Annotated in this window: 18 protein-coding genes; 11 read left to right on the top strand and 7 right to left on the bottom strand. The window is 70.9% G+C overall.

Annotated features, from left to right (window positions below; all coding sequences use genetic code 11):
* Positions 1-259: 259 nt before the first annotated feature.
* The 3 genes from DEJ06_RS09355 (at position 260) to DEJ06_RS09345 (ending at position 2,618) form a co-directional block, all read left to right on the top strand.
* On the top strand, positions 260-1,093 hold the full coding sequence (locus DEJ06_RS09355; RefSeq protein WP_111024994.1) for a Sir2 family NAD-dependent protein deacetylase: 834 nt from the start codon (positions 260-262) through the stop codon (positions 1,091-1,093).
* A 105-nt stretch (positions 1,094-1,198) separates the two neighbouring features.
* Positions 1,199-1,837, top strand: coding sequence for a histidine phosphatase family protein (locus DEJ06_RS09350; RefSeq protein WP_111039108.1), 639 nt, complete (start codon positions 1,199-1,201; stop codon positions 1,835-1,837).
* A 49-nt stretch (positions 1,838-1,886) separates the two neighbouring features.
* On the top strand, positions 1,887-2,618 hold the full coding sequence (locus tag DEJ06_RS09345) for a hypothetical protein (RefSeq protein WP_111039107.1): 732 nt from the start codon (positions 1,887-1,889) through the stop codon (positions 2,616-2,618).
* Positions 2,619-2,749: 131 nt separating this feature from the next.
* On the opposite strand, the gene DEJ06_RS09340 is transcribed toward DEJ06_RS09345, so the two are convergent.
* The gene (locus DEJ06_RS09340) at positions 2,750-3,820 is read right to left on the bottom strand and encodes a glycosyltransferase family 1 protein (RefSeq protein ID WP_111039120.1); all 1,071 of its coding nucleotides are present in this window, start codon (positions 3,818-3,820) and stop codon (positions 2,750-2,752) included.
* A 5-nt stretch (positions 3,821-3,825) separates the two neighbouring features.
* Positions 3,826-4,818, bottom strand: a complete 993-nt coding sequence (locus DEJ06_RS09335; RefSeq protein WP_258372417.1) for an alpha/beta fold hydrolase — start codon at positions 4,816-4,818, stop codon at positions 3,826-3,828.
* Positions 4,819-4,931: 113 nt separating this feature from the next.
* Between DEJ06_RS09335 and treS the strand changes: the two genes are divergently transcribed.
* Positions 4,932-6,641 (top strand): maltose alpha-D-glucosyltransferase, encoded by a 1,710-nt coding sequence (treS, locus tag DEJ06_RS09330; RefSeq protein ID WP_111039119.1) that lies wholly within the window; start codon positions 4,932-4,934, stop codon positions 6,639-6,641.
* A 35-nt stretch (positions 6,642-6,676) separates the two neighbouring features.
* The gene (locus tag DEJ06_RS09325) at positions 6,677-7,423 is read left to right on the top strand and encodes a 3'-5' exonuclease (RefSeq protein ID WP_111223637.1); all 747 of its coding nucleotides are present in this window, start codon (positions 6,677-6,679) and stop codon (positions 7,421-7,423) included.
* A gap of 181 nt (positions 7,424-7,604) precedes the next feature.
* Here DEJ06_RS09325 and DEJ06_RS09320 read toward each other — a convergent pair whose 3' ends face one another.
* The 3 genes from DEJ06_RS09320 to glgA all read right to left on the bottom strand — a co-directional run bounded on the left by DEJ06_RS09320 (position 7,605) and on the right by glgA (position 9,947).
* On the bottom strand, positions 7,605-7,853 hold the full coding sequence (locus DEJ06_RS09320; protein WP_017887280.1) for a type B 50S ribosomal protein L31: 249 nt from the start codon (positions 7,851-7,853) through the stop codon (positions 7,605-7,607).
* Between the two features lie 102 nt (positions 7,854-7,955).
* Positions 7,956-8,738, bottom strand: coding sequence for an ABC transporter ATP-binding protein (locus DEJ06_RS09315; protein WP_017887279.1), 783 nt, complete (start codon positions 8,736-8,738; stop codon positions 7,956-7,958).
* Between the two features lie 9 nt (positions 8,739-8,747).
* Complete coding sequence (glgA, locus tag DEJ06_RS09310; protein ID WP_071403766.1) at positions 8,748-9,947, bottom strand: glycogen synthase; 1,200 nt, start codon at positions 9,945-9,947, stop codon at positions 8,748-8,750.
* A gap of 47 nt (positions 9,948-9,994) precedes the next feature.
* On the opposite strand from glgA, the gene glgC reads away from it, so the two are divergent.
* Both glgC and serB read left to right on the top strand, forming a co-directional pair.
* Positions 9,995-11,236 carry a glucose-1-phosphate adenylyltransferase gene (glgC, locus tag DEJ06_RS09305; RefSeq protein ID WP_111039118.1) on the top strand — a complete coding sequence of 414 codons (1,242 nt, stop codon included), beginning with the start codon at positions 9,995-9,997 and terminating at the stop codon, positions 11,234-11,236.
* A 109-nt stretch (positions 11,237-11,345) separates the two neighbouring features.
* Positions 11,346-11,984, top strand: a complete 639-nt coding sequence (gene serB / locus DEJ06_RS09300; protein WP_111039106.1) for a phosphoserine phosphatase SerB — start codon at positions 11,346-11,348, stop codon at positions 11,982-11,984.
* 12 nt (positions 11,985-11,996) lie between these two features.
* On the opposite strand, the gene fabG is transcribed toward serB, so the two are convergent.
* Positions 11,997-12,710 (bottom strand): 3-oxoacyl-ACP reductase FabG, encoded by a 714-nt coding sequence (gene fabG / locus DEJ06_RS09295; protein WP_111039117.1) that lies wholly within the window; start codon positions 12,708-12,710, stop codon positions 11,997-11,999.
* Between the two features lie 165 nt (positions 12,711-12,875).
* On the opposite strand from fabG, the gene DEJ06_RS09290 reads away from it, so the two are divergent.
* Genes DEJ06_RS09290 through DEJ06_RS09280 form a run of 3 tightly spaced genes read left to right on the top strand, consistent with a single transcriptional unit; the run spans position 12,876 to position 14,586 of the window.
* Positions 12,876-13,298 (top strand): DUF3099 domain-containing protein, encoded by a 423-nt coding sequence (locus tag DEJ06_RS09290; protein WP_051596733.1) that lies wholly within the window; start codon positions 12,876-12,878, stop codon positions 13,296-13,298.
* Complete coding sequence (locus DEJ06_RS09285; RefSeq protein ID WP_371830589.1) at positions 13,298-13,606, top strand: hypothetical protein; 309 nt, start codon at positions 13,298-13,300, stop codon at positions 13,604-13,606. Before DEJ06_RS09290 ends, DEJ06_RS09285 begins: the two co-directional genes overlap by 1 nt.
* Positions 13,603-14,586, top strand: a complete 984-nt coding sequence (locus tag DEJ06_RS09280) for an SURF1 family protein (protein ID WP_111039105.1) — start codon at positions 13,603-13,605, stop codon at positions 14,584-14,586. The genes DEJ06_RS09285 and DEJ06_RS09280 overlap by 4 nt, the downstream gene beginning before the upstream one ends.
* Positions 14,587-15,174: 588 nt before the next feature.
* On the opposite strand, the gene DEJ06_RS09275 is transcribed toward DEJ06_RS09280, so the two are convergent.
* Positions 15,175-16,773 (bottom strand): ABC-F family ATP-binding cassette domain-containing protein, encoded by a 1,599-nt coding sequence (locus DEJ06_RS09275; protein WP_071403762.1) that lies wholly within the window; start codon positions 16,771-16,773, stop codon positions 15,175-15,177.
* A 115-nt stretch (positions 16,774-16,888) separates the two neighbouring features.
* On the opposite strand from DEJ06_RS09275, the gene DEJ06_RS09270 reads away from it, so the two are divergent.
* The gene (locus DEJ06_RS09270) at positions 16,889-17,488 is read left to right on the top strand and encodes a biotin transporter BioY (RefSeq protein ID WP_111023032.1); all 600 of its coding nucleotides are present in this window, start codon (positions 16,889-16,891) and stop codon (positions 17,486-17,488) included.
* Positions 17,489-17,751: the final 263 nt, after the last annotated feature.

Here is a 17,751-nt window from a genome sequence, read left to right as displayed (position 1 = left end):
GAGACAGTTTGGGTGGGGGGGGGGGGGGGGGGGTGGGTCCGGCGGGCCTGAGCCGGGGCCGGTGCGGGTCCGGCGGGCCGGGCCGACACGGGTCCGGGCTGCCGACGGGCTGCTCCGGGCTGCCGCCGGACGGGTCCGCCGAGGATGCGCTCCGCCCGGGAAGCGACCGGGACGGTCGGGTGTTGAGGGTACCGTGAACAGGGTGCTGGATGATGCTGCGTCGACGACCGGACCGACCACCGGGGCGGCCGCCGGATCGGTGACCGCAGACGACCTGGACCGCGTCGTCGAGGTGCTCGCGGGCAAGCGGATCGCCGTGCTCTCCGGTGCCGGCCTGAGCACCGACTCCGGCATCCCCGACTACCGCGGTGCCGGGCGGGTGGTGCGCAAGCCGATGACGTTCCAGGAGTTCCTGGCCGACCCCGCGAAGCGCCAGCGCTACTGGGCCGGATCGCACCTGGGCTGGCGGAGCTTCGCGGCCGCCGTGCCGAACGACGGACACCGGGCGCTCGCCGCACTCGAGGACGCCGGGATCGTCGCCGGGGTCATCACGCAGAACGTCGACGGCCTGCACCTGCGCGCCGGCTCCCGCCGCGTCGTCGAGATCCACGGCTCGATGGACCGCGCCGTGTGCCTGCGCTGCGGGCAGGTCTTCTCCCGCTCCGACCTCGCCGCCACCATCGACCGCGAGAACCCCTGGATCGACGAGCCCGGGTCCGTGCAGCTGCAGCCGGACGGCGACGTCGAGATCACCGACGTCGAACGGTTCGTCGTACCCGCGTGCACCGTGTGCGGCGGCGACCTGAAGCCCGACGTCGTCTTCTTCGGCGAGTTCGTGCCGGCCGAGAAGTTCCGCGAGGCCGTGTCGATCGTCGCCGACGCCGACGCACTCCTCGTCGTCGGTTCGTCCCTCACCGTGAACTCGGGCGTGCGGCTGGTCGACCACGCTGCGCGCCGCAAGAACCCGGTGGTCATCGTGAACCGCGGCGAGACCCGCAGCGACCGTCGTGCGGCCGTGAAGCTCGACGCCGGCACCACCGAGACGCTCGTGCACCTGGCGGAGCGGCTCAGCGCGGCGGCGTCGACCGACTAGCGCGGTCGCGGTCGCCGGACGAGCCTGCGCGGTCGCGGTCCTCGGACGGGGCCGCGAGCGCTGCCGCCGGACGGGCCTGCCGTTCGCGTCTGCGAAGATCGACGGGTGACGACCCTCCTGTACCTCGTCCGGCACGGCGAGACCGACTGGAACGCGCAACGCCGCATCCAGGGCTCGACCGACATCCCGCTCAACGACACCGGACGACGGCAGGCCGCCGAGGCCGCCGAGCTCCTGACCCGCCGGCCGTTCGACGCGGTCGTCGCCTCCCCGCTGTCCCGTGCGGCCGAGACGGGCACGATCATCGCCGACCGCCTGGGCCTCGACGCACCGACGACGTACCCGGGCCTGGCCGAGCGCTCGTACGGCGAAGCCGAGGGGCTGACCGACGACGAGGTGTCGGCACGGTACCCGCACGACGACATCCCCGGTCGGGAGTCCCGCTCCGCGCTGCTCGCCCGCGTCACCGAGACGCTCGGTGAGATCGCGGTCCGGTTCGACGCTGGCGTCGTCGTGGTCGCGACCCACGGCGCGGTGATCCGCAGTGTCGTGAACGCCGCTGCCCCCGGCACCGCCGATCGCCGCAACACCCCGATCCGCAACGGGTCCATCCACTCGTTCCGGTGGGACCCCGAGCGCTTCCACGCCGAACTCGTCCGGTTCGACGACCCGATCGACGACGTGTCCGACGCCACCGGAGGGTCCGCGTTCGAGTACCAGAACCCCTTGGAGCGCCGGGGCTGACCGGGGACTAGGCTCCGACGCACCCGCACACCGGGGTGAGGGGAGCCACATGTCCGACGACGGAACCAGCCGACACGGCCAGCACGCCCTCGACCAGCAGGCCGACGACCTCGACCGGGTGTTCGGTCCCGAGACGGCGAGCGTCCCCACCCGCACCCGGGCCCGCACCTGGTTCATCATCGGCGGCAGCACCCTCGCGGTGGTCGCGGTCATCGCCGTGGTGCTCGGCTCGATCATCGGGAGCGTCCAAAACGGCATCGGCGGGGTCTTCCCACGGCCGGACGTGGCGCTCGACCGGTTCGACACGCGGGTGCGTGCGCTGCCCGGCGTCACCGACGTGCGGCACCACGCCCCGTCGAAGACGGCGTTCGCGAGCTACGACGCCATCGCCTCGGTCCGGGCGGACCCGGCGCTCGACACCGCTGCCCGGCGTGACCTGGTCGCCGCCATCAGCCGCGCAGCCGACGAGTCCGGTGGCAACGGTGTCCGCGTCGTCGTGGTCGCCGACCTCGGCAACCTGGAGATCGGCGTCACCGGTGCCGGTGGGGTCGCGGCGAAGCGCCTGGCACTGGCGAACACGCTCGACCACATCGGCGGTGTGACGGAGGTCCGTTGCTCGTGGGAGCGCGGCGGCGACCCGTCCGACGCCGCACGCGACCAGTCGATCGTCGTGCGGACCCCGGGTCGGGGCGCCGCGGTGCCGCCGATCGTGGCGCGGGTCACCGAGGAGACGCAGAAGGTGTTCCCCGGGGCGGACGTGCAGGTCATCGCGCCGGAGTGACGGTGTGGTGGTCGCGCGGGGTGGCGCGGCGGTGGCGCGTCCGACGTGGGACGACACGGTCGACGTCGTACGACATCGACATCGTCGTTCCGCATCGTCACGAACCGCGAACCCGCGCCCCGCACCCGCCCTCAGCCCCGCCGGTCCCCCACGGCCCGCTCGACGGCCCGGACGACCTGCTCCGCCGAGTCCTGCCACCGGAACCGACCGGCACGCTGAATCGACTGCCGCGAGGCCTCGTCCCACCGTTCCTCGACCCGCCGGACGGCCGCGGCAAGGGCGGACGGCGACGCCGGGTCGAAGTACTCCGCCGCCGAGCCGCCGATCTCCCGGAAGATCGGGATGTCACTGACGACGACCGGGGTCCCGACGCCCATCGCCTCGACGAGCGGGATGCCGAACCCCTCGTCGAACGACGCGGTCGCCAGCGCGGTGGCCGAACGGAGCACGGACAGGTACTCCTCGTCGGTGGCGCCGTCGTGGAACACGATCGTCCCCGTGGGAGCCAGCGCCTCGAGCCGTGCACGGTCGGCGTCGGACACCCGCGACATGCAGTGCAGCGTCCAGTCCGCCCCCAGGAGCGGCAGCGCCGCCGCCAGGGTCTCGACGTTCTTGTACGGCATGAACGAGCCCATGTAGACGAGCGAGCGTCCACGTGGCGCTCCGGCCACCCGCGGTGTCGCCGGGTCGGCCGCGTTGTAGGCGACCGTCACGGGTCGCTTCGTCAGCCGGTGCTCGGCGATCAGCCCGGCGGTCGTCTCGGACACCGTCACGACCCCGTCGGCGCCGTTCAGCAGGAACCGCTGCGGCGCCCAGGACAGGTGGAACGCCCGCCAGCCGAGCCGCAGCGGCCACGAGAACTCCCGCGGGGGCGTGCGGTTGCGGTAGTAGATCAGGTCGTGCAGCGTCAGGACGAGCGCGTACCGGCGCCCCCGTGACCCCATCGTCTGCATGGGCGAGAACACCGCGTCGAGCCCGAGCCGGTTGACGCGCCGGGCGACGAGCGGCTCCCCCGCGTCCGTCGGCGCGGGCAGCAGCTCCCACGGCAGGTCCCTCGGCAGCGACTCGAGCTGGCGCTCGTCGCTGACGAGCAGCACGTAGTCGTGCCGGTCCGGCAGGTGCGCGACGACCCCGGCGGTGAACCGGCTGATGCCGTCGTGCCGACCGATCCGCACGTACCGGCAGTCGATACCGATGCGCAGGCGCGTCACGACGCGTCCGCCGTCCGGGAGGCCCGCCCTGCCCCCGACGGTCGGCTGTCCGTCGCGGCCGCGCCGTGTCCAGTGCGTCCATGGCGTCCCGCACGCCCGGTCGTGTCCGCCATCCGGCGGAGCACGGCCGCCGCGGCCGGAGCCGGCGTCTCGTAGTGCACCAGGTGGCCGACCCCCGGGATCACGACGAGCTCGGCGTCACGCAGCCGCTCGGCGAGTGCGCGCTGTTCGGGGACGGCGGTGATGTCGTCGTGCTCGGCCGCGACGAGCAGCACGGGCACGTGGATGCGGTCGGCGTACTCGGAGACGTCGTGGGTGACCGAGGTGCGGAACGCCTCGAGCACGCTCGTGCGGTTCGCGAAGGCCGAGAAGTACCGGTCGTGCTGGTCGTGCACCCATCGGCGGACGGCGGGGTCGTGCGACTTCAGCATCGCGATGCTCATCGCCCGGACGATCGCGCCGTTCCGCAGGATCCCGAGCCCGATCGGCTTCGGCAGGACCGCGCCGGCGCGGTAGTACCCGATCGCGATCGCGGTCCCGACGGCACGCGGTCCCTGCAGTGCCGGGGCCGCGATGGGGTTGACGAGGACGAGCAGCCGGGTGTCGAGCCCGGCGGCGACGGTGGCCGACACCACGATCGACCCGAACGAGTGCCCGAGCACGACTGTGTCGCGGCCGAGCCCGAGCGCGGCGTGGAACCCGGTCAGCCAGGCCACGTAGGCGTCGACGTCCGACACCGGCAGCGGGTCGGACACGCCGAAGCCGGGCAGGTCCGGCACGATCACACGGACACCTTCGAGGTGCGCGGCGATGGTCTCGAGCCCGTGGTGGTCCCCGCGGAACCCGTGCACGGCGAGCACGGTGCGATCCGAGTCCTCGGGCCCGTAGACCCAGTAGTGCGTGGTCCGGCCGTCGACCTGGACGGCCCGGTGCACGACCGGGGTGGCGGCCATCAACGACTGGTACGGGGAGAGCACGGGCGGTTGCATCCGCGCCAGTCTAGGGAGCGAACCGCACGAAACCCCGGACACCCGCAGCATCTCGCGCCTATCGTGTCCGGGGCGGGCCGTCGACCGGTCCGTCGATGACGACGAGGAGCACGGTGACCTTCACAGCCCCGATCCAGCTGCCCGGCCTGACGCTCGACCCGCAGTGGTACAAGCGCTCGGTCTTCTACGAGTGCATGATCCGGTCGTTCGTCGACTCCAATGGAGACGGCATCGGCGACATCCAGGGCGTGATCGGCAAGCTCGACTACCTGCAGTGGCTCGGCGTGGACGCCCTGTGGCTGCCGCCGTTCTTCCAGTCGCCGATGCGCGACGGCGGGTACGACATCGCCGACTACCGGGCGATCCTGCCGGAGTTCGGCACGCTCGACGACTTCCGCGAGCTCGTCACGAAGTCGCACGAGCGGAACATGCGCATCGTGATCGACATGGTGATCAACCACACCAGCGACCAGCACGAGTGGTTCCAGCAGTCCCGCGAGGACCCGGACGGCCCCTACGGCGACTTCTACGTCTGGCGGGACACCGACGAGGACTACTCGAACATCCGCATCATCTTCGTCGACACCGAGGAGTCCAACTGGACCTTCGACCCGGTCCGACGCCAGTTCTTCTTCCACCGCTTCTTCTCGCACCAGCCCGACCTGAACTTCGAGAACCCCGCGGTCATCGAGGCGATCTACGACGTCGTCCGGCACTGGCTCGACATGGGCGTCGACGGGCTCCGGCTCGACGCGATCCCGTACCTGTTCGAATCAGAGGAGGGCAACGGCGAGGGCGAGCCGGAGACCCACGAGTTCATCAAGAAGCTCCGCGCGATGGTCGACGACGAGTACCCCGGGCGTGTGCTCCTGGCCGAGGCCAACCAGTGGCCGCGCGAGACGGCGGCGTTCTTCGGCACCGACGAGGAGCCCGAGTGCCACATGGCGTTCGACTTCCCGGTCATGCCCCGCATCTTCTACTCGCTCCGTGCCCAGCACGCCGCCGAGCTCAAGGCGATCCTGTCCGAGACGCTCGACGTGCCGGCCAGCGCGGCGTGGGGCGTCTTCCTCCGCAACCACGACGAACTCACGCTCGAGATGGTGAGCGAGGAGTACCGACAGGCGATGTACGGCTGGTACGGCTACGACCCGCGGATGCGCTCGAACATCGGTATCCGCCGACGTCTCGCTCCCCTGCTCGACAACTCGCGCGCCGAGCTCGAGCTCATCCACGCGCTGCTGTTCTCGCTGCCCGGTTCGCCGTTCCTGTACTACGGCGACGAGATCGGGATGGGCGACAACATCTGGCTGCCGGACCGTGACTCCTCGCGCACGCCGATGCAGTGGACGCCGGACCGCAACGCCGGCTTCTCCACCGCCGACCCGGGCAAGCTCTACCTGCCCGTCGTCCAGTCGCTCGTGTACAACTACGCGCAGGTGAACGTCGAGGCGCAGCTCGCCCAGTCGCGCTCGCTGCTGCACTGGGTCCGGAACGTCATCCACACGCGCAAGGCCCACCCGGTGTTCGGCCTCGGCTCCCTGCGCGTGCAGGAGACCTCGAACGACTCGGTGCTCGCCTTCGTCCGCTCGTGGGAGGGCTCCGGGCAGCAGTTCGGCCCGTCCGCCGAGGACGTCCTGTGCGTGTTCTCGTTCGCGACGAACCCGACCTCGGTCACGATCTCCGCTCCGGAGTTCGCGGGGCGCCCGCTCTACGACCTGTTCGGCGGCAGCTCGTTCCCGTCGTTCGACGAGGACGGCACCGTCACGCTCACCATGGGCACGCAGTCGTTCTACTGGCTGCACGTCGGCGCGCCGACCCGGTAGTCGGGGGTGTCGGTGCGTCCCGTTAGCCTGACCGCGTGACGTTCCCCACAGCACAGCTCGACGCGCCCGCTCCGTCCCAGGACCTCACGGGTCGGCCCTGGTGGCACGCGCTGGGCGTCTTCGACCTCGAGACAACCGGGGTCGACGTCGAGACGGCCCGCATCGTCACCGCCCACGTCGGGCTCATCGACATGACCGGGGCCTCCATCGTCGAGGGTGCCTGGATCGCGGACCCCGGCGTCCCGATCCCGGAGGGCGCCGCCGCCGTGCACGGCTACACCACCGAGCGTGCCCAGGCCGAGGGACGCCCTGCGGCCGAGGTCGTCGCCGAGATCATCGCCGCGATCGAGGCCGTGTTCGCCCGGGGCATCCCCCTGGTGATCTACAACGCCCCGTACGACCTCACCGTCCTCGACCGCGAAGCGAAGCGGCACGGGTTCGCCTCCCCCGTCATCGGCAACGTCGTCGACCCGCTGGTGATCGACAAGGCGCTCGACACCTTCCGCAAGGGCAAGCGCACGCTTGAGGCCGCGTCCGAGCTCTACGGCGTCACGCTCGACGACGCGCACGACGCCGGAGCCGACGCGATCGCTGCCGGGCGTGTCGCCCAGGCGATCGCCGGCAAGTACCCGGACGAGCTCGGCATCTCCGCCGAGGAACTCCACCGCAAGCAGGTCGGCTGGTGCGCCGAGCAGGCCACCTCGTTCCAGGACTACATGCGCAAGAAGCGCGACCCGACGTTCACCGCCGACGGCCGCTGGCCCCACCGCAACGGCGCCTGATCCCGCGCTGCCCCCCTCGTAAAGCACCGGTGTTCGCGCACCGAACACCCGCAGACCGCGGTGTGACGCGCGAACACAGGTGTCCCGCGTCCCTGGGTCACCGGCAGCCGTGGACACCGCACAACGCGAACGGGCGGCCCTCCCGGAGGAGGACCGCCCGTGGGCGTTGCGTGGGGGCTGCTTACTTGCTGAAGCCCTTGAAGCGCTGGTTGAACTTCTCGACGCGACCGGCCGAGTCGAGGATGCGCTGCTTGCCCGTGTAGAACGGGTGCGAAGCGGACGAGATCTCGACGTCGATGACCGGGTAGGTCGCACCGTCGAGCTCGATGGTCTTGTCGCTGTTCGCGGTCGAACGCGTCAGGAACGTCTCACCGGAGGCCAGGTCGCGGAAGACGATGGCGCGGTACTCGGGGTGGGTGTCGGTCTTCATGGAGATTCCTCGATAGCGGTGATGGGATTGCGCGAACTGCGCGGGAAGTCGTCGGCTTGCGCCAGCCGTCCACGATACCAGAGAGACGGCGGGATCGCAGCGCTACGCGGCGCGTGCCGTGTAGCGACCGGCGTCCTTGGTGACCGAGAGGTCGATGCCGAACGCCTCGGTCAGGGTCTGGTCCGTCAGGACCTCGTCGATGGGGCCTGCGGCCTGCACGTGGCCGTCGGCGAGCACGAGCGCGTGGGTGAACCCGGCCGGGATCTCCTCGACGTGGTGGGTCACGATGACGATGGCCGGCGAGTCCGCGCTCTGGGCGTAGCCGCCGAGAGTGCGGACGAGGCTCTCACGGGCACCGAGGTCGAGCGACGCGGCCGGTTCGTCGAGGAACAGGATCTCCGGGTCGGTCATCACGGCACGGGCGATCTGCACGCGCTTCTGCTCGCCGTCGCTCAGGTCGCCGAACGTGCGGTCGGTGAAGGACCCCAGGCCCCACTCCTCGAGCACGCGCTGCGCACGGCGGACGTCGAGCTCCTCGTACTCCTCGTTCCAGCGGCCCGTCACCGAGTACGCCGCGGTGAGCACGACGTCGATGACCTTCTCGGTCACCGGGATGCGACGGGCCAGCGCGGTCGACGCGAAGCCGATGCGCGGGCGGAGCTCGAACAGGTCGGCGCCGCCGAGTTCGGTCCCGAGCACCTCGACGTCACCCGAGGTCGGGAACGTCTGGGCGCCGGCGACCTGCAGCAGCGTCGTCTTGCCGGCGCCGTTCGCGCCGAGCACGACCCAGCGTTCGTCGTCCTGCACCTCCCACGAGATCGCGTCGAGGATGGTGGCCCCGTTGCGGACCACGGAGACGTCTGACAAGCGCACGACCGAGGGCATGCGACCAGCCTACGGGTTCTGGCCGAGCACCCGGTCGTAGACCTGCCGTGTCCTGGTGGCGATCGCGTCCCAGGTGAACTCGGTCTCGACACGGAGCCGTCCGGCGCGTCCCATGAGCTTCGCCAGCCCCTCGTCGGCGAGCACCTCGGTGAGGGTCGCGGCGAGGTCGGCCACGAAGCGGTCGGGGTCGGTCGGGGTGCCGGTGCCGTCCTGCACCTGGTCGATCGGGACGATGCGACCGGTGAGCCCGTCGGCGACGACCTCGGGGATGCCCCCGGTGCCGGTGCCGACGACCGGGATGCCGCACGCCATGGCCTCGAGGTTCACGATGCCGAGCGGCTCGTACACCGACGGGCACACGAACACGGTGCCCGAGGACAGCACGTTCACGATCTCCTCGTGCGCGAGCATCCGGTCGATCCAGACGACGCCTTCGCGTTCCGCGCGGAGGCCCTCGACGAGCTCGGTGACCTCGGCCAGGATCTCGGGGGTGTCCGGCGCGCCGGCGCACAGCACGATCTGCACGTCCGACGGCAGCGACGCCACGGCGCGGAGCAGGTACGGCAGGCCCTTCTGGCGGGTGATGCGTCCGACGAACACGACGCTCGGGCGCGTCGGGTCGATGCCGAGGGCGCGCACGGCGTCCTCGTCGACGGTCGGCTTCCACGCGTCGATGTCGATGCCGTTGTAGACGACGTGGACCTTCGCGGGGTCGATCGACGGGTACGAGCGCAGGATGTCCGCACGCATGGCCTTCGAGACCGCGATGACGCCGTCGGCGTGTTCGAACGCCTCGCGCTCCATCCAGCTGGACAGGCGGTAGCCGCCGCCGAGCTGCTCGGCCTTCCACGGGCGGAGCGGCTCGAGGCTGTGGGCGGTCACGATGTGGGGGATGCCGTAGGTCAGCTGCGCGATCCGGCCCGCGGAGTTCGCGTACCAGGTGTGCGAGTGCACGAGGTCGGCGCCCTCGACGTCGGCCGCGATGGCCACGTCGGTGCCCAGGGCCTGCAGCGCGCCGTTCGCCTGGCCGAGGCCGTCCGGGGTCCGGTAGCCCCACACGTCGGGTTCGTCACGGAAGGCCCCGAAGGCCCGGACACGGACTTCCGTGTCCGTCCCCGACCGCAACGCGGCGGTGAGTTCGGACACGTGGACACCCGCTCCGCCGTAGACCTCCGGCGGATACTCCCTGGTCAGCAGATCGACTCGCACTGGTTCAACGTAACCGGTTCCCAGTGCTGACGCCTACTGTGAGCGGCATGGCACCAAAGAAGGTCTTCGGCATCGTGCTCGCCGGCGGCGAGGGCAAACGACTCATGCCGCTCACGGCCGATCGCGCGAAGCCCGCCGTCCCGTTCGGCGGCAACTTCCGTCTCATCGACTTCGCACTGTCGAACCTGGTCAACTCCGGTCTGCAGAAGATCGTCGTCCTGACCCAGTACAAGTCGCACAGTCTCGACCGGCACGTCGCGGAGACGTGGCGCATGGAGGGGCTGCTCGGCTCCTACGTCGCGTCCGTCCCCGCGCAGCAGCGGCTCGGCAAGCGCTGGTTCGCCGGCTCGGCCGACGCGATCCTGCAGTCGCTCAACCTGCTGCGCGACGAGCGACCCGACATCGTGGTCGTCGTCGGTGCGGACCACGTGTACCGGATGGACTTCCACCAGATGGTCGAGGCGCACATCGCGTCCGGCCGCAGTGCGACGGTGGCGGCGATCCGTCAGCCGATCGGGCTCGCCGACCAGTTCGGCGTGATCCAGGTGGCCGATGACGACCCCACGAAGATCGAGGCGTTCCTCGAGAAGCCGAAGGACGCCGTCGGCCTGGCCGACTCCCCCAGCGAGATCCTGGCCTCGATGGGCAACTACGTGTTCAACGCGGACGCCCTCGTCGACGCGGTCCTGCGGGACGGCCAGCTCGAGACGTCCGCGCACGACATGGGCGGCGACATCGTCCCCGACTTCGTCAACCGCGGCGACGCCGGCGTGTACGACCTGCAGCGCAACGAGGTCCCCGGTTCCACCGACCGCGACAAGTACTACTGGCGCGACGTGGGCACGATCGACTCGTTCTTCGACGCCCACATGGACCTCATCGCGCCGGTCCCGGTCTTCAACCTGTACAACCAGGACTGGCCGATCTTCAACCAGCAGACGAACCTGCCGCCGGCGAAGTTCGTCCGCGACGCGAACGGCAACACCGGGTCCACGGTGGACTCGCTCGTGTCGCTCGGCTGCCTGGTGTCGGGTGCGCAGGTCGAGCGCAGCATGATCGGGCCCTGGTGCTCGATCGACTCCGGCGCGAAGGTCCTCGACTCGATCGTGTTCGAGCGCGCCACCATCGGCGCCGGCGCGGTCGTCAACCGCGCCATCCTCGACAAGGACGTCGTCATCGCACCGGGCGCGCAGGTCGGCGTCGACCGCGAGGCCGACGAGGCACGCGGCTTCACCGTCACCGAATCCGGCATCACCGTGGTCGGCAAGGGCGTCCGCGTCGACGCGTAGACACGACGAACAGGCAAGCACCCGGGGCGCAGCCCCGGACGGACGGCCCGGAGGCACGGCTCGCGTCACGGACGCGGCCGTGCCTTCCGTCAGTCGGTACCGTTGGTTCGTGCCCCGCTTCCTCGTCGTCCTCGATGCCGATTCCACGCTCCTCGAGGACGAGGTGATCGAACTGCTCGCCGACAGCGCCGGGACCCGGCCACAGGTGGCGGCGATCACGGAGCGCGCCATGCGCGGGGAACTCGACTTCGCCGAGAGCCTCCGGGAGCGTGTCGCGACCCTTGCGGGCCTCCAGGCAGACGTCTTCGTCCGCGCACAGCAGGCGGTCCGTGTGACGCGGGGCGCCGACCAGCTCGTCCGTGGGGTGCACGCCGCAGGCGGCACCGTCGGCGTGGTGTCGGGCGGGTTCCACGAGGTGCTCGACCCGTTCGCCGAGCAGCTCGGCCTCGACCACTGCCGGGCGAACCGCCTCGAGGTCACCGACGGCGTGCTCACCGGCCGCGTGCTCGGCGACGTGGTCGACGCGCACGCCAAGGCCGTCGCGCTCCGCGAGTGGGCGGACGCCGACGGGGTCGACCCGGCACGGACCATCGCCATCGGCGACGGCGCGAACGACCTCGAGATGATGCGCGTCGCCGCGCTGTCGGTGGCGTTCGACGCGAAGCCGCGCGTGCGGGAGCAGGCGGACGTCGCGGTCGTCGACCGCGACCTGTCCGCCGTGCTCGCGACGCTCGGCCTGCGCGGCTGATCAGTCCGAGGGCTAGTGGCCCATCCCGAGGCCGCCGTCGACCGGGATGATCGCACCGGAGACGTACCCGGCGCCGTCGCTCGCCAGGAACAGCGTGGCGTCGGCGACGTCGTCGACCGTGCCGTAGCGGGCGGCCGGGATCGCCTTCTTGAACTCGGCCTGCAGCTCCTCGGAGAGTGCGGCGGTCATGTCCGTCTGGATGAAGCCGGGCGCCACGACGTTGGCGGTGATGCCGCGCGAACCGAGCTCACGCGTGATCGACCGGGCCATGCCGACCAGGGCGGCCTTCGAGGACGCGTAGTTGACCTGGCCGATCTGGCCGTAGGCGCCCACGACGCTCGACATCAGCACGATGCGGCCGAACTTGGCCTTCATCATGCCCTTCGTGGCGCGCTTGACGACGCGGAAGGTGCCCGTGAGGTTCGTGTCGACCACGCTGGTGAAGTCGTCCTCGGACATGCGGAGGAGCAGCTGGTCGTTCGTGATGCCGGCGTTCGCGACGAGGACCTCGATCGGACCGAGCTCGGCCTCGACCTGCGTGAACGCGGCGTCGACGGAGGCCGTGTCGGTGATGTCGGCCTGCACCGTCAGCGCGCCCGCGGGACCACCCTGACCGCTGCGCGACGTCACGGCAACCCGGTGGCCGGCGGCGACGAACCGCTCGGCCAGTGCGTGGCCGATGCCGCGGTTGCCGCCGGTGATGAGGACGGTACGGGGGGTGCTCATGGTCGCTCCGTTCGGTGGGATCTGCTCGGCACGCGGTGCCGGGGACCCGGCGGACACGCCCGGACGAGCGTACCGGAGCGGACCACCCCGCCGGTTCGCGCGCGGCGCACCCACGATCGGTCCGGCGGGATTAGGCTTGGCCACGGGTAGACGGAGACCATCTGTATGAAGAGCACGCACACGAGCATCACGTCGCTGCCGGACACACCGGAGCAGGACCGGGCGCACCGCCTGTCCCGCTACGTCTGGCAGATGGCCATCCGAGTGGTCCTCTTCATCTCCGCCGTGCTCGTGTACTCGATCTGGCACTCGTGGCTCGCGGTCATCCCGATCGTCCTGGCCGCGGTGATCCCCTGGGTGGCCGTCGTCATCGCGAACGCCGGCAGCCGGACCGAGAGCGACATGATCTCCCCCGCCGGGTCCATCGAGCTCTACGACGCCGTCGACCCGCGTCTCCGCGAACAGCAGGAGGACGCCCGGGCCCAGGCCTACCGCGACGAGCAGGACCGCCTCCGCCAGCAGGCGCAGCACGCGCAGGACGAGTGGCAGCGCAACGGCGACCGATCGAAGATGTGGGGACCCCGCTGATGGGTGCGACGTTCGACCTGCAGACCGAACCCGGATCCACCCCGGTGTGCTCGCGTGCCGGCTGCGTGTCGACGGCCGGGTGGCGTGTGAACTGGCGCAATCCCCGGATCCACGCGATCGACCGCGTGAAGATCTGGGCCGCGTGCGAAGAACACCGCGACTTCCTGGCCGACTACCTGCGGTCCCGCTCCTTCCCGGTGCGCGTCACCGGCATGCACGAGGACGTCGACCACCTCGACGACGAGCGCGAGTCGACGGCGGCGCCGAAGAACGACGTCGGGGTGCGCTCCACCGGCACCTCGCGATGACCGACGGCTTCGACCCGCAGTCCCGGTACGGCCGCAAGCACGCCGCCAAGTTGCAGCGCGCCGCCGCGGAGTCCGGCTCGACCGACGACGTCAGGTCGGGCCCGTCCGGTCGGGACCCCCACGAACCGTTCGTCGGCTGGCGCTTCGTCCGGAGCCGCCGCTGGCTCGGCTACTTCGCGATCGCCGTCGCCTTCGCCATCGTGTGCGCACTGTTCGGCATGTGGCAGTGGGACCGCCGCAACGAGGCCGTCCGGCAGAACGAGCAGGTCGCGCAGAACTACGACCACACCCCCGTCACCCTCGACCGGGCGCTGCCGAAGGCCTCGAGCTGGCAGGACGAGCAGGAGTGGCTCCGGGTCTCCGTGACCGGCCGCTACGACGTCGACTCGCAGCTGCTCGTGCGCAACCGCGTGCACAACGGGCAGCCCGGGTTCGAGGTCCTGACGCCCCTGGTCACGTCAGAGGGCCGCGCCTTCATCGTCGACCGCGGGTGGGTCCCGACCGGCAACGCCCAGGACGCCCCCGACCACGTGCCCGCTCCCCCGTCGGGCGAGGTCACCGCGATCGTCCGCCTGCAGCAGAGCGAACCGCGCATCCCCGGCCGCTCCGACCCGAAGGACACCGACCAGGTGCAGTCGGTGACCCTGGCCGACGTGGCGGAGAAGGTCGACGACCCGATCTGGACCGGTGCGTACGGGCAGCTCGCCTCCGAGTCCCCCGCACCGACCGAGGCACGCCCGCTCGGCTGGGAGCGTCCCAATGCGGACACCGGGCTGCACCTGAGCTACTTCATCCAGTGGTTCCTGTTCGCCGCCGGGGGGTTCGGCTTCCTGGCGTACGTGATGGTGCAGGAGTACCGGAACCTCAACCAGGACGACCCCGAGGAGCGCGAGCGCGCCCTCGAGCGCGAACGCCGCAAGAACGCGAAGCCGAAGACCGACGCCGAGATCGAGGACGAGCTCATCGCGTCACGTCGCTGACGCGCGGCCGTGGCGCGGCTGAGGCGCGGCCGTGGGTGCGCGTCGGCGCACCGTGGGCACCTCGCAACCCCGTGCGCGCTTCCGCGCACCGTGCAGCGCCACAAGCGGACACCCAGCACGCAACGCCGCACCGGATGGCGAACGCGGCACCGTGCGGCCTCGAGGCGCGACGCACGACCGGCACCGCGCCTCCAGACCGCACCGTGCGGACCTCGCAACCCCGTGCGCGCTTCCACGCACCGTGCAGCGCCACAAACGGGCACCCAGCACACAACGCCGCACCGGATGGCGAACGCGGCACCGTGCGCACGTCGCAACCTCGTGCGCGCTTCCGCGCACCGTGCAGGGCCACAAACGGGCACCCAGCACGCAACGCCGCACCGGATGGCGAAACGGGCACCGTGCGGACGGGAGGCGCGACGCGCGACCGGCACCGCGCCTCCAGACCGCACCGTGCGGACCTCGCAACCCCGTGCGCGCTTCCGAGCACCGTGCAGCACCACAAACGGCCACCCAGCACGCAACGCTGCACCGGACCGCGAACGCGGCACCGTGCGGACGGGCCTCGCCCGACCACACGCGCGGCAGCTAGGCGAGCTCGATGAGCTCCGCGTAGTCCTTGTTCCAGTGGTCCTCGGTGCCGTCCGGCAGCAGCAGGACGCGCTCGGGGTTGAGCGCCTCGACCGCGCCGGCGTCGTGGGACACCAGGACGACCGCACCCTCGAAGCCGGCCAGGGCGTTGAGGATCTCCTCGCGCGAAGCCGGGTCCAGGTTGTTCGTCGGCTCGTCGAGCAGCAGGACGTTCGCGCCGGAGACCACGATCATCGCGAGCGACAGACGGGTCTTCTCGCCACCGGACAGGACGCCGGCCTTCTTGTAGCCGTCGTCACCGGTGAACAGGAACGAGCCGAGAACCCGGCGAGCCTCGGTCTCGTTGAGGTCCGTCGACGCCGACACCATGTTCTCGATCACGGTGCGGTTGATGTCGATGTTCTCGTGCTCCTGCGCGTAGTAGCCGATGCGCAGACCGTGACCGGGCTGGATCTCGCCCGTGTCGGGCTGGTCGGCTCCCGCCAGGATGCGCAGCAGCGTCGTCTTGCCCGCACCGTTGAAGCCGAGGATGACCACACGCGAACCGCGGTCGATCGCCAGGTCGACACCCGCGAAGATCTCGAGCGACCCGTACGACTTCGACAGCCCCTCGGCCATCAGCGGGGTGCGGCCGCACGGGGCCGGCGTGGGGAAGCGGATCTTCGCGACCCGGTCGGCGACACGCTCGTCCTCGAGGCCGGCGAGCAGCTTGTCGGCACGCGCGACCATCTGGTGCGCGGCCGCGGCCTTCGACGCCTTCGCACCGAAGCGGGCGGCCTGGTCCTTGAGCGTGGCGGCCTTCTTCTCGGCGCCCGCGCGCTCCTTGCGACGGCGCTCCTCGTCGGCGACGCGCTGCCGCTGGTAGAGCTTCCAGCCCATGTTGTAGATGTCGATGGTCTGGCGGTTGGCGTCGAGGTAGAAGACGCGGTTCACGACCTCGTCGACGAGCTCGACGTCGTGGGAGATGATGATGACGCCACCGGGGTAGGTCTTCAGGTGCTCGCGGAGCCACACGACCGAGTCGGCGTCGAGGTGGTTGGTCGGCTCGTCGAGGATCATCGTCTCGGCATCCGAGAACAGGATCCGGGCGAGCTCGATGCGGCGGCGCTGACCACCCGAGAGCGTCTTGAGCTGCTGGTCGAGGATGCGGTCGGGCAGCTTCAGGTTCGAGGCGATCGACGCCGCCTCGGCCTCGGCCGCGTAGCCACCGAGCGCGTTGAACTGGTCGTCGAGGCGGCTGTAGCGTCGCATCGCCTTCTCGGCAACGGCCGCGTCGTCGCTCGCCATGTCGAGCGTGGCGAGGCGGATGCCCTCCACGAGCTCACCGAGCCCACGGGCGTCGAGGATGCGCTTCCGCGCGGTCTCCTCCGGGTCGCCGGAACGCGGGTCCTGCGGCAGGTAGCCGATCTCCCCGCCGCGGTCGATCGTGCCGCCGTTGGGCTGCGTCTCGCCCGCGAGGGCCTTGGTCATCGTCGTCTTCCCCGCGCCGTTGCGGCCGACGAGTCCGATCTTGTCGCCCTTCTCGACACGGAAGGACACGTCTTCCATGAGGAGACGAGCTCCGACGCGGATCTCGAGTTCGTGCACGGCAAGCACAGTGGACGTCCAATCAGTTGGTGGGTTTGCACAACGGTGTGTGCGTGAGGTGCACCGCTACGCTGACGGGACCGATGGTTCCGAACGGAACCAGCAGTCCATTCTAGGAGAATCCATGACGAACGCCACCGGGTTCGCTCCCCGCGCAGTCCTCGCCGACCGTCTGCGCACGCACGGGCTGGCCACCGACGCCGCCCTCGTCGCCGGCGGAGCCCTGTTCACCGCCGCAATGGCGCAGCTCGAGGTCCCGATGTGGCCGGTCCCGATCACCGGGCAGACGCTGGCCGTCGTGCTCGTCGGCGCGACCCTCGGCGCACGCCGCGGCATGCTCTCGCTGCTCGTCTACGCCGTCGCCGGACTCGCGGGTGCCCCGTTCTTCGCCGACATGCAGGGCGGCCTGCAGGCCCTGGCCCTGCCGAGCTTCGGGTACGTCATCGGCTTCATCCCCGCCGCCGGGCTCGTCGGCTGGCTCGCCCGTCGCAACTGGGACCGCCACGTCGGCCGCGCCGCGGTCGCGATGCTGCTCGCGAGTGCGATCCCGTTCGTGACCGGCCTGCCGTACCTGGCCGTGGCGCTCGGCCAGCTCGGCGCCCCGAACGACGTCCAGTCGGTGCTCGCCGCCGGCCTGTACCCGTTCATCGTCGGTGGCATCGCCAAGGCCCTCATCGCCGCCGGCATCCTGCCGCTCGCGTGGAAGGCCGTCGGTCGTCGCTGAGGCTTCGCACGAGAACGGCCCCGCACCTGATCGGTGCGGGGCCGTTCTGCGTCCGGTGCGGGGATGAACAGTCCGTGCGGTGCCGGGCCGGGGTTTCGGTCGGTCACGACTCCCCGCCACCCGGACGCCGAGTGGTCGCATTCCGTCGCCTGGAGCGCTGTCAGCCGACAGAACGTGACCACTCGGCGGACTTGAGCGGGCGGTCACGACCACTGAGCGGCGCACCCCGCGCGTGGCGTGCGCACAGACGGACGGGAGGCGCG

Source organism: Curtobacterium sp. MCLR17_051, from assembly GCF_003234395.1.
Classification (GTDB): domain Bacteria; phylum Actinomycetota; class Actinomycetes; order Actinomycetales; family Microbacteriaceae; genus Curtobacterium; species Curtobacterium flaccumfaciens.
This window is presented reverse-complemented; position numbering and strand designations above follow the sequence as displayed.

Coding starts and splice junctions, on each gene's coding strand:
- fabG (WP_111039117.1), bottom strand. CDS start 12,710: ATGAGCACCCCCCGTACCGTCCTCATCACCGGCGGCAACCGCGGCATC.
- DEJ06_RS09285 (WP_371830589.1), top strand. CDS start 13,298: ATGGGTGCGACGTTCGACCTGCAGACCGAACCCGGATCCACCCCGGTG.
- glgC (WP_111039118.1), top strand. CDS start 9,995: ATGGCACCAAAGAAGGTCTTCGGCATCGTGCTCGCCGGCGGCGAGGGC.
- DEJ06_RS09320 (WP_017887280.1), bottom strand. CDS start 7,853: ATGAAGACCGACACCCACCCCGAGTACCGCGCCATCGTCTTCCGCGAC.
- DEJ06_RS09315 (WP_017887279.1), bottom strand. CDS start 8,738: ATGCCCTCGGTCGTGCGCTTGTCAGACGTCTCCGTGGTCCGCAACGGG.
- DEJ06_RS09290 (WP_051596733.1), top strand. CDS start 12,876: ATGAAGAGCACGCACACGAGCATCACGTCGCTGCCGGACACACCGGAG.
- DEJ06_RS09270 (WP_111023032.1), top strand. CDS start 16,889: ATGACGAACGCCACCGGGTTCGCTCCCCGCGCAGTCCTCGCCGACCGT.
- DEJ06_RS09280 (WP_111039105.1), top strand. CDS start 13,603: ATGACCGACGGCTTCGACCCGCAGTCCCGGTACGGCCGCAAGCACGCC.
- DEJ06_RS09345 (WP_111039107.1), top strand. CDS start 1,887: ATGTCCGACGACGGAACCAGCCGACACGGCCAGCACGCCCTCGACCAG.
- DEJ06_RS09335 (WP_258372417.1), bottom strand. CDS start 4,818: ATGCAACCGCCCGTGCTCTCCCCGTACCAGTCGTTGATGGCCGCCACC.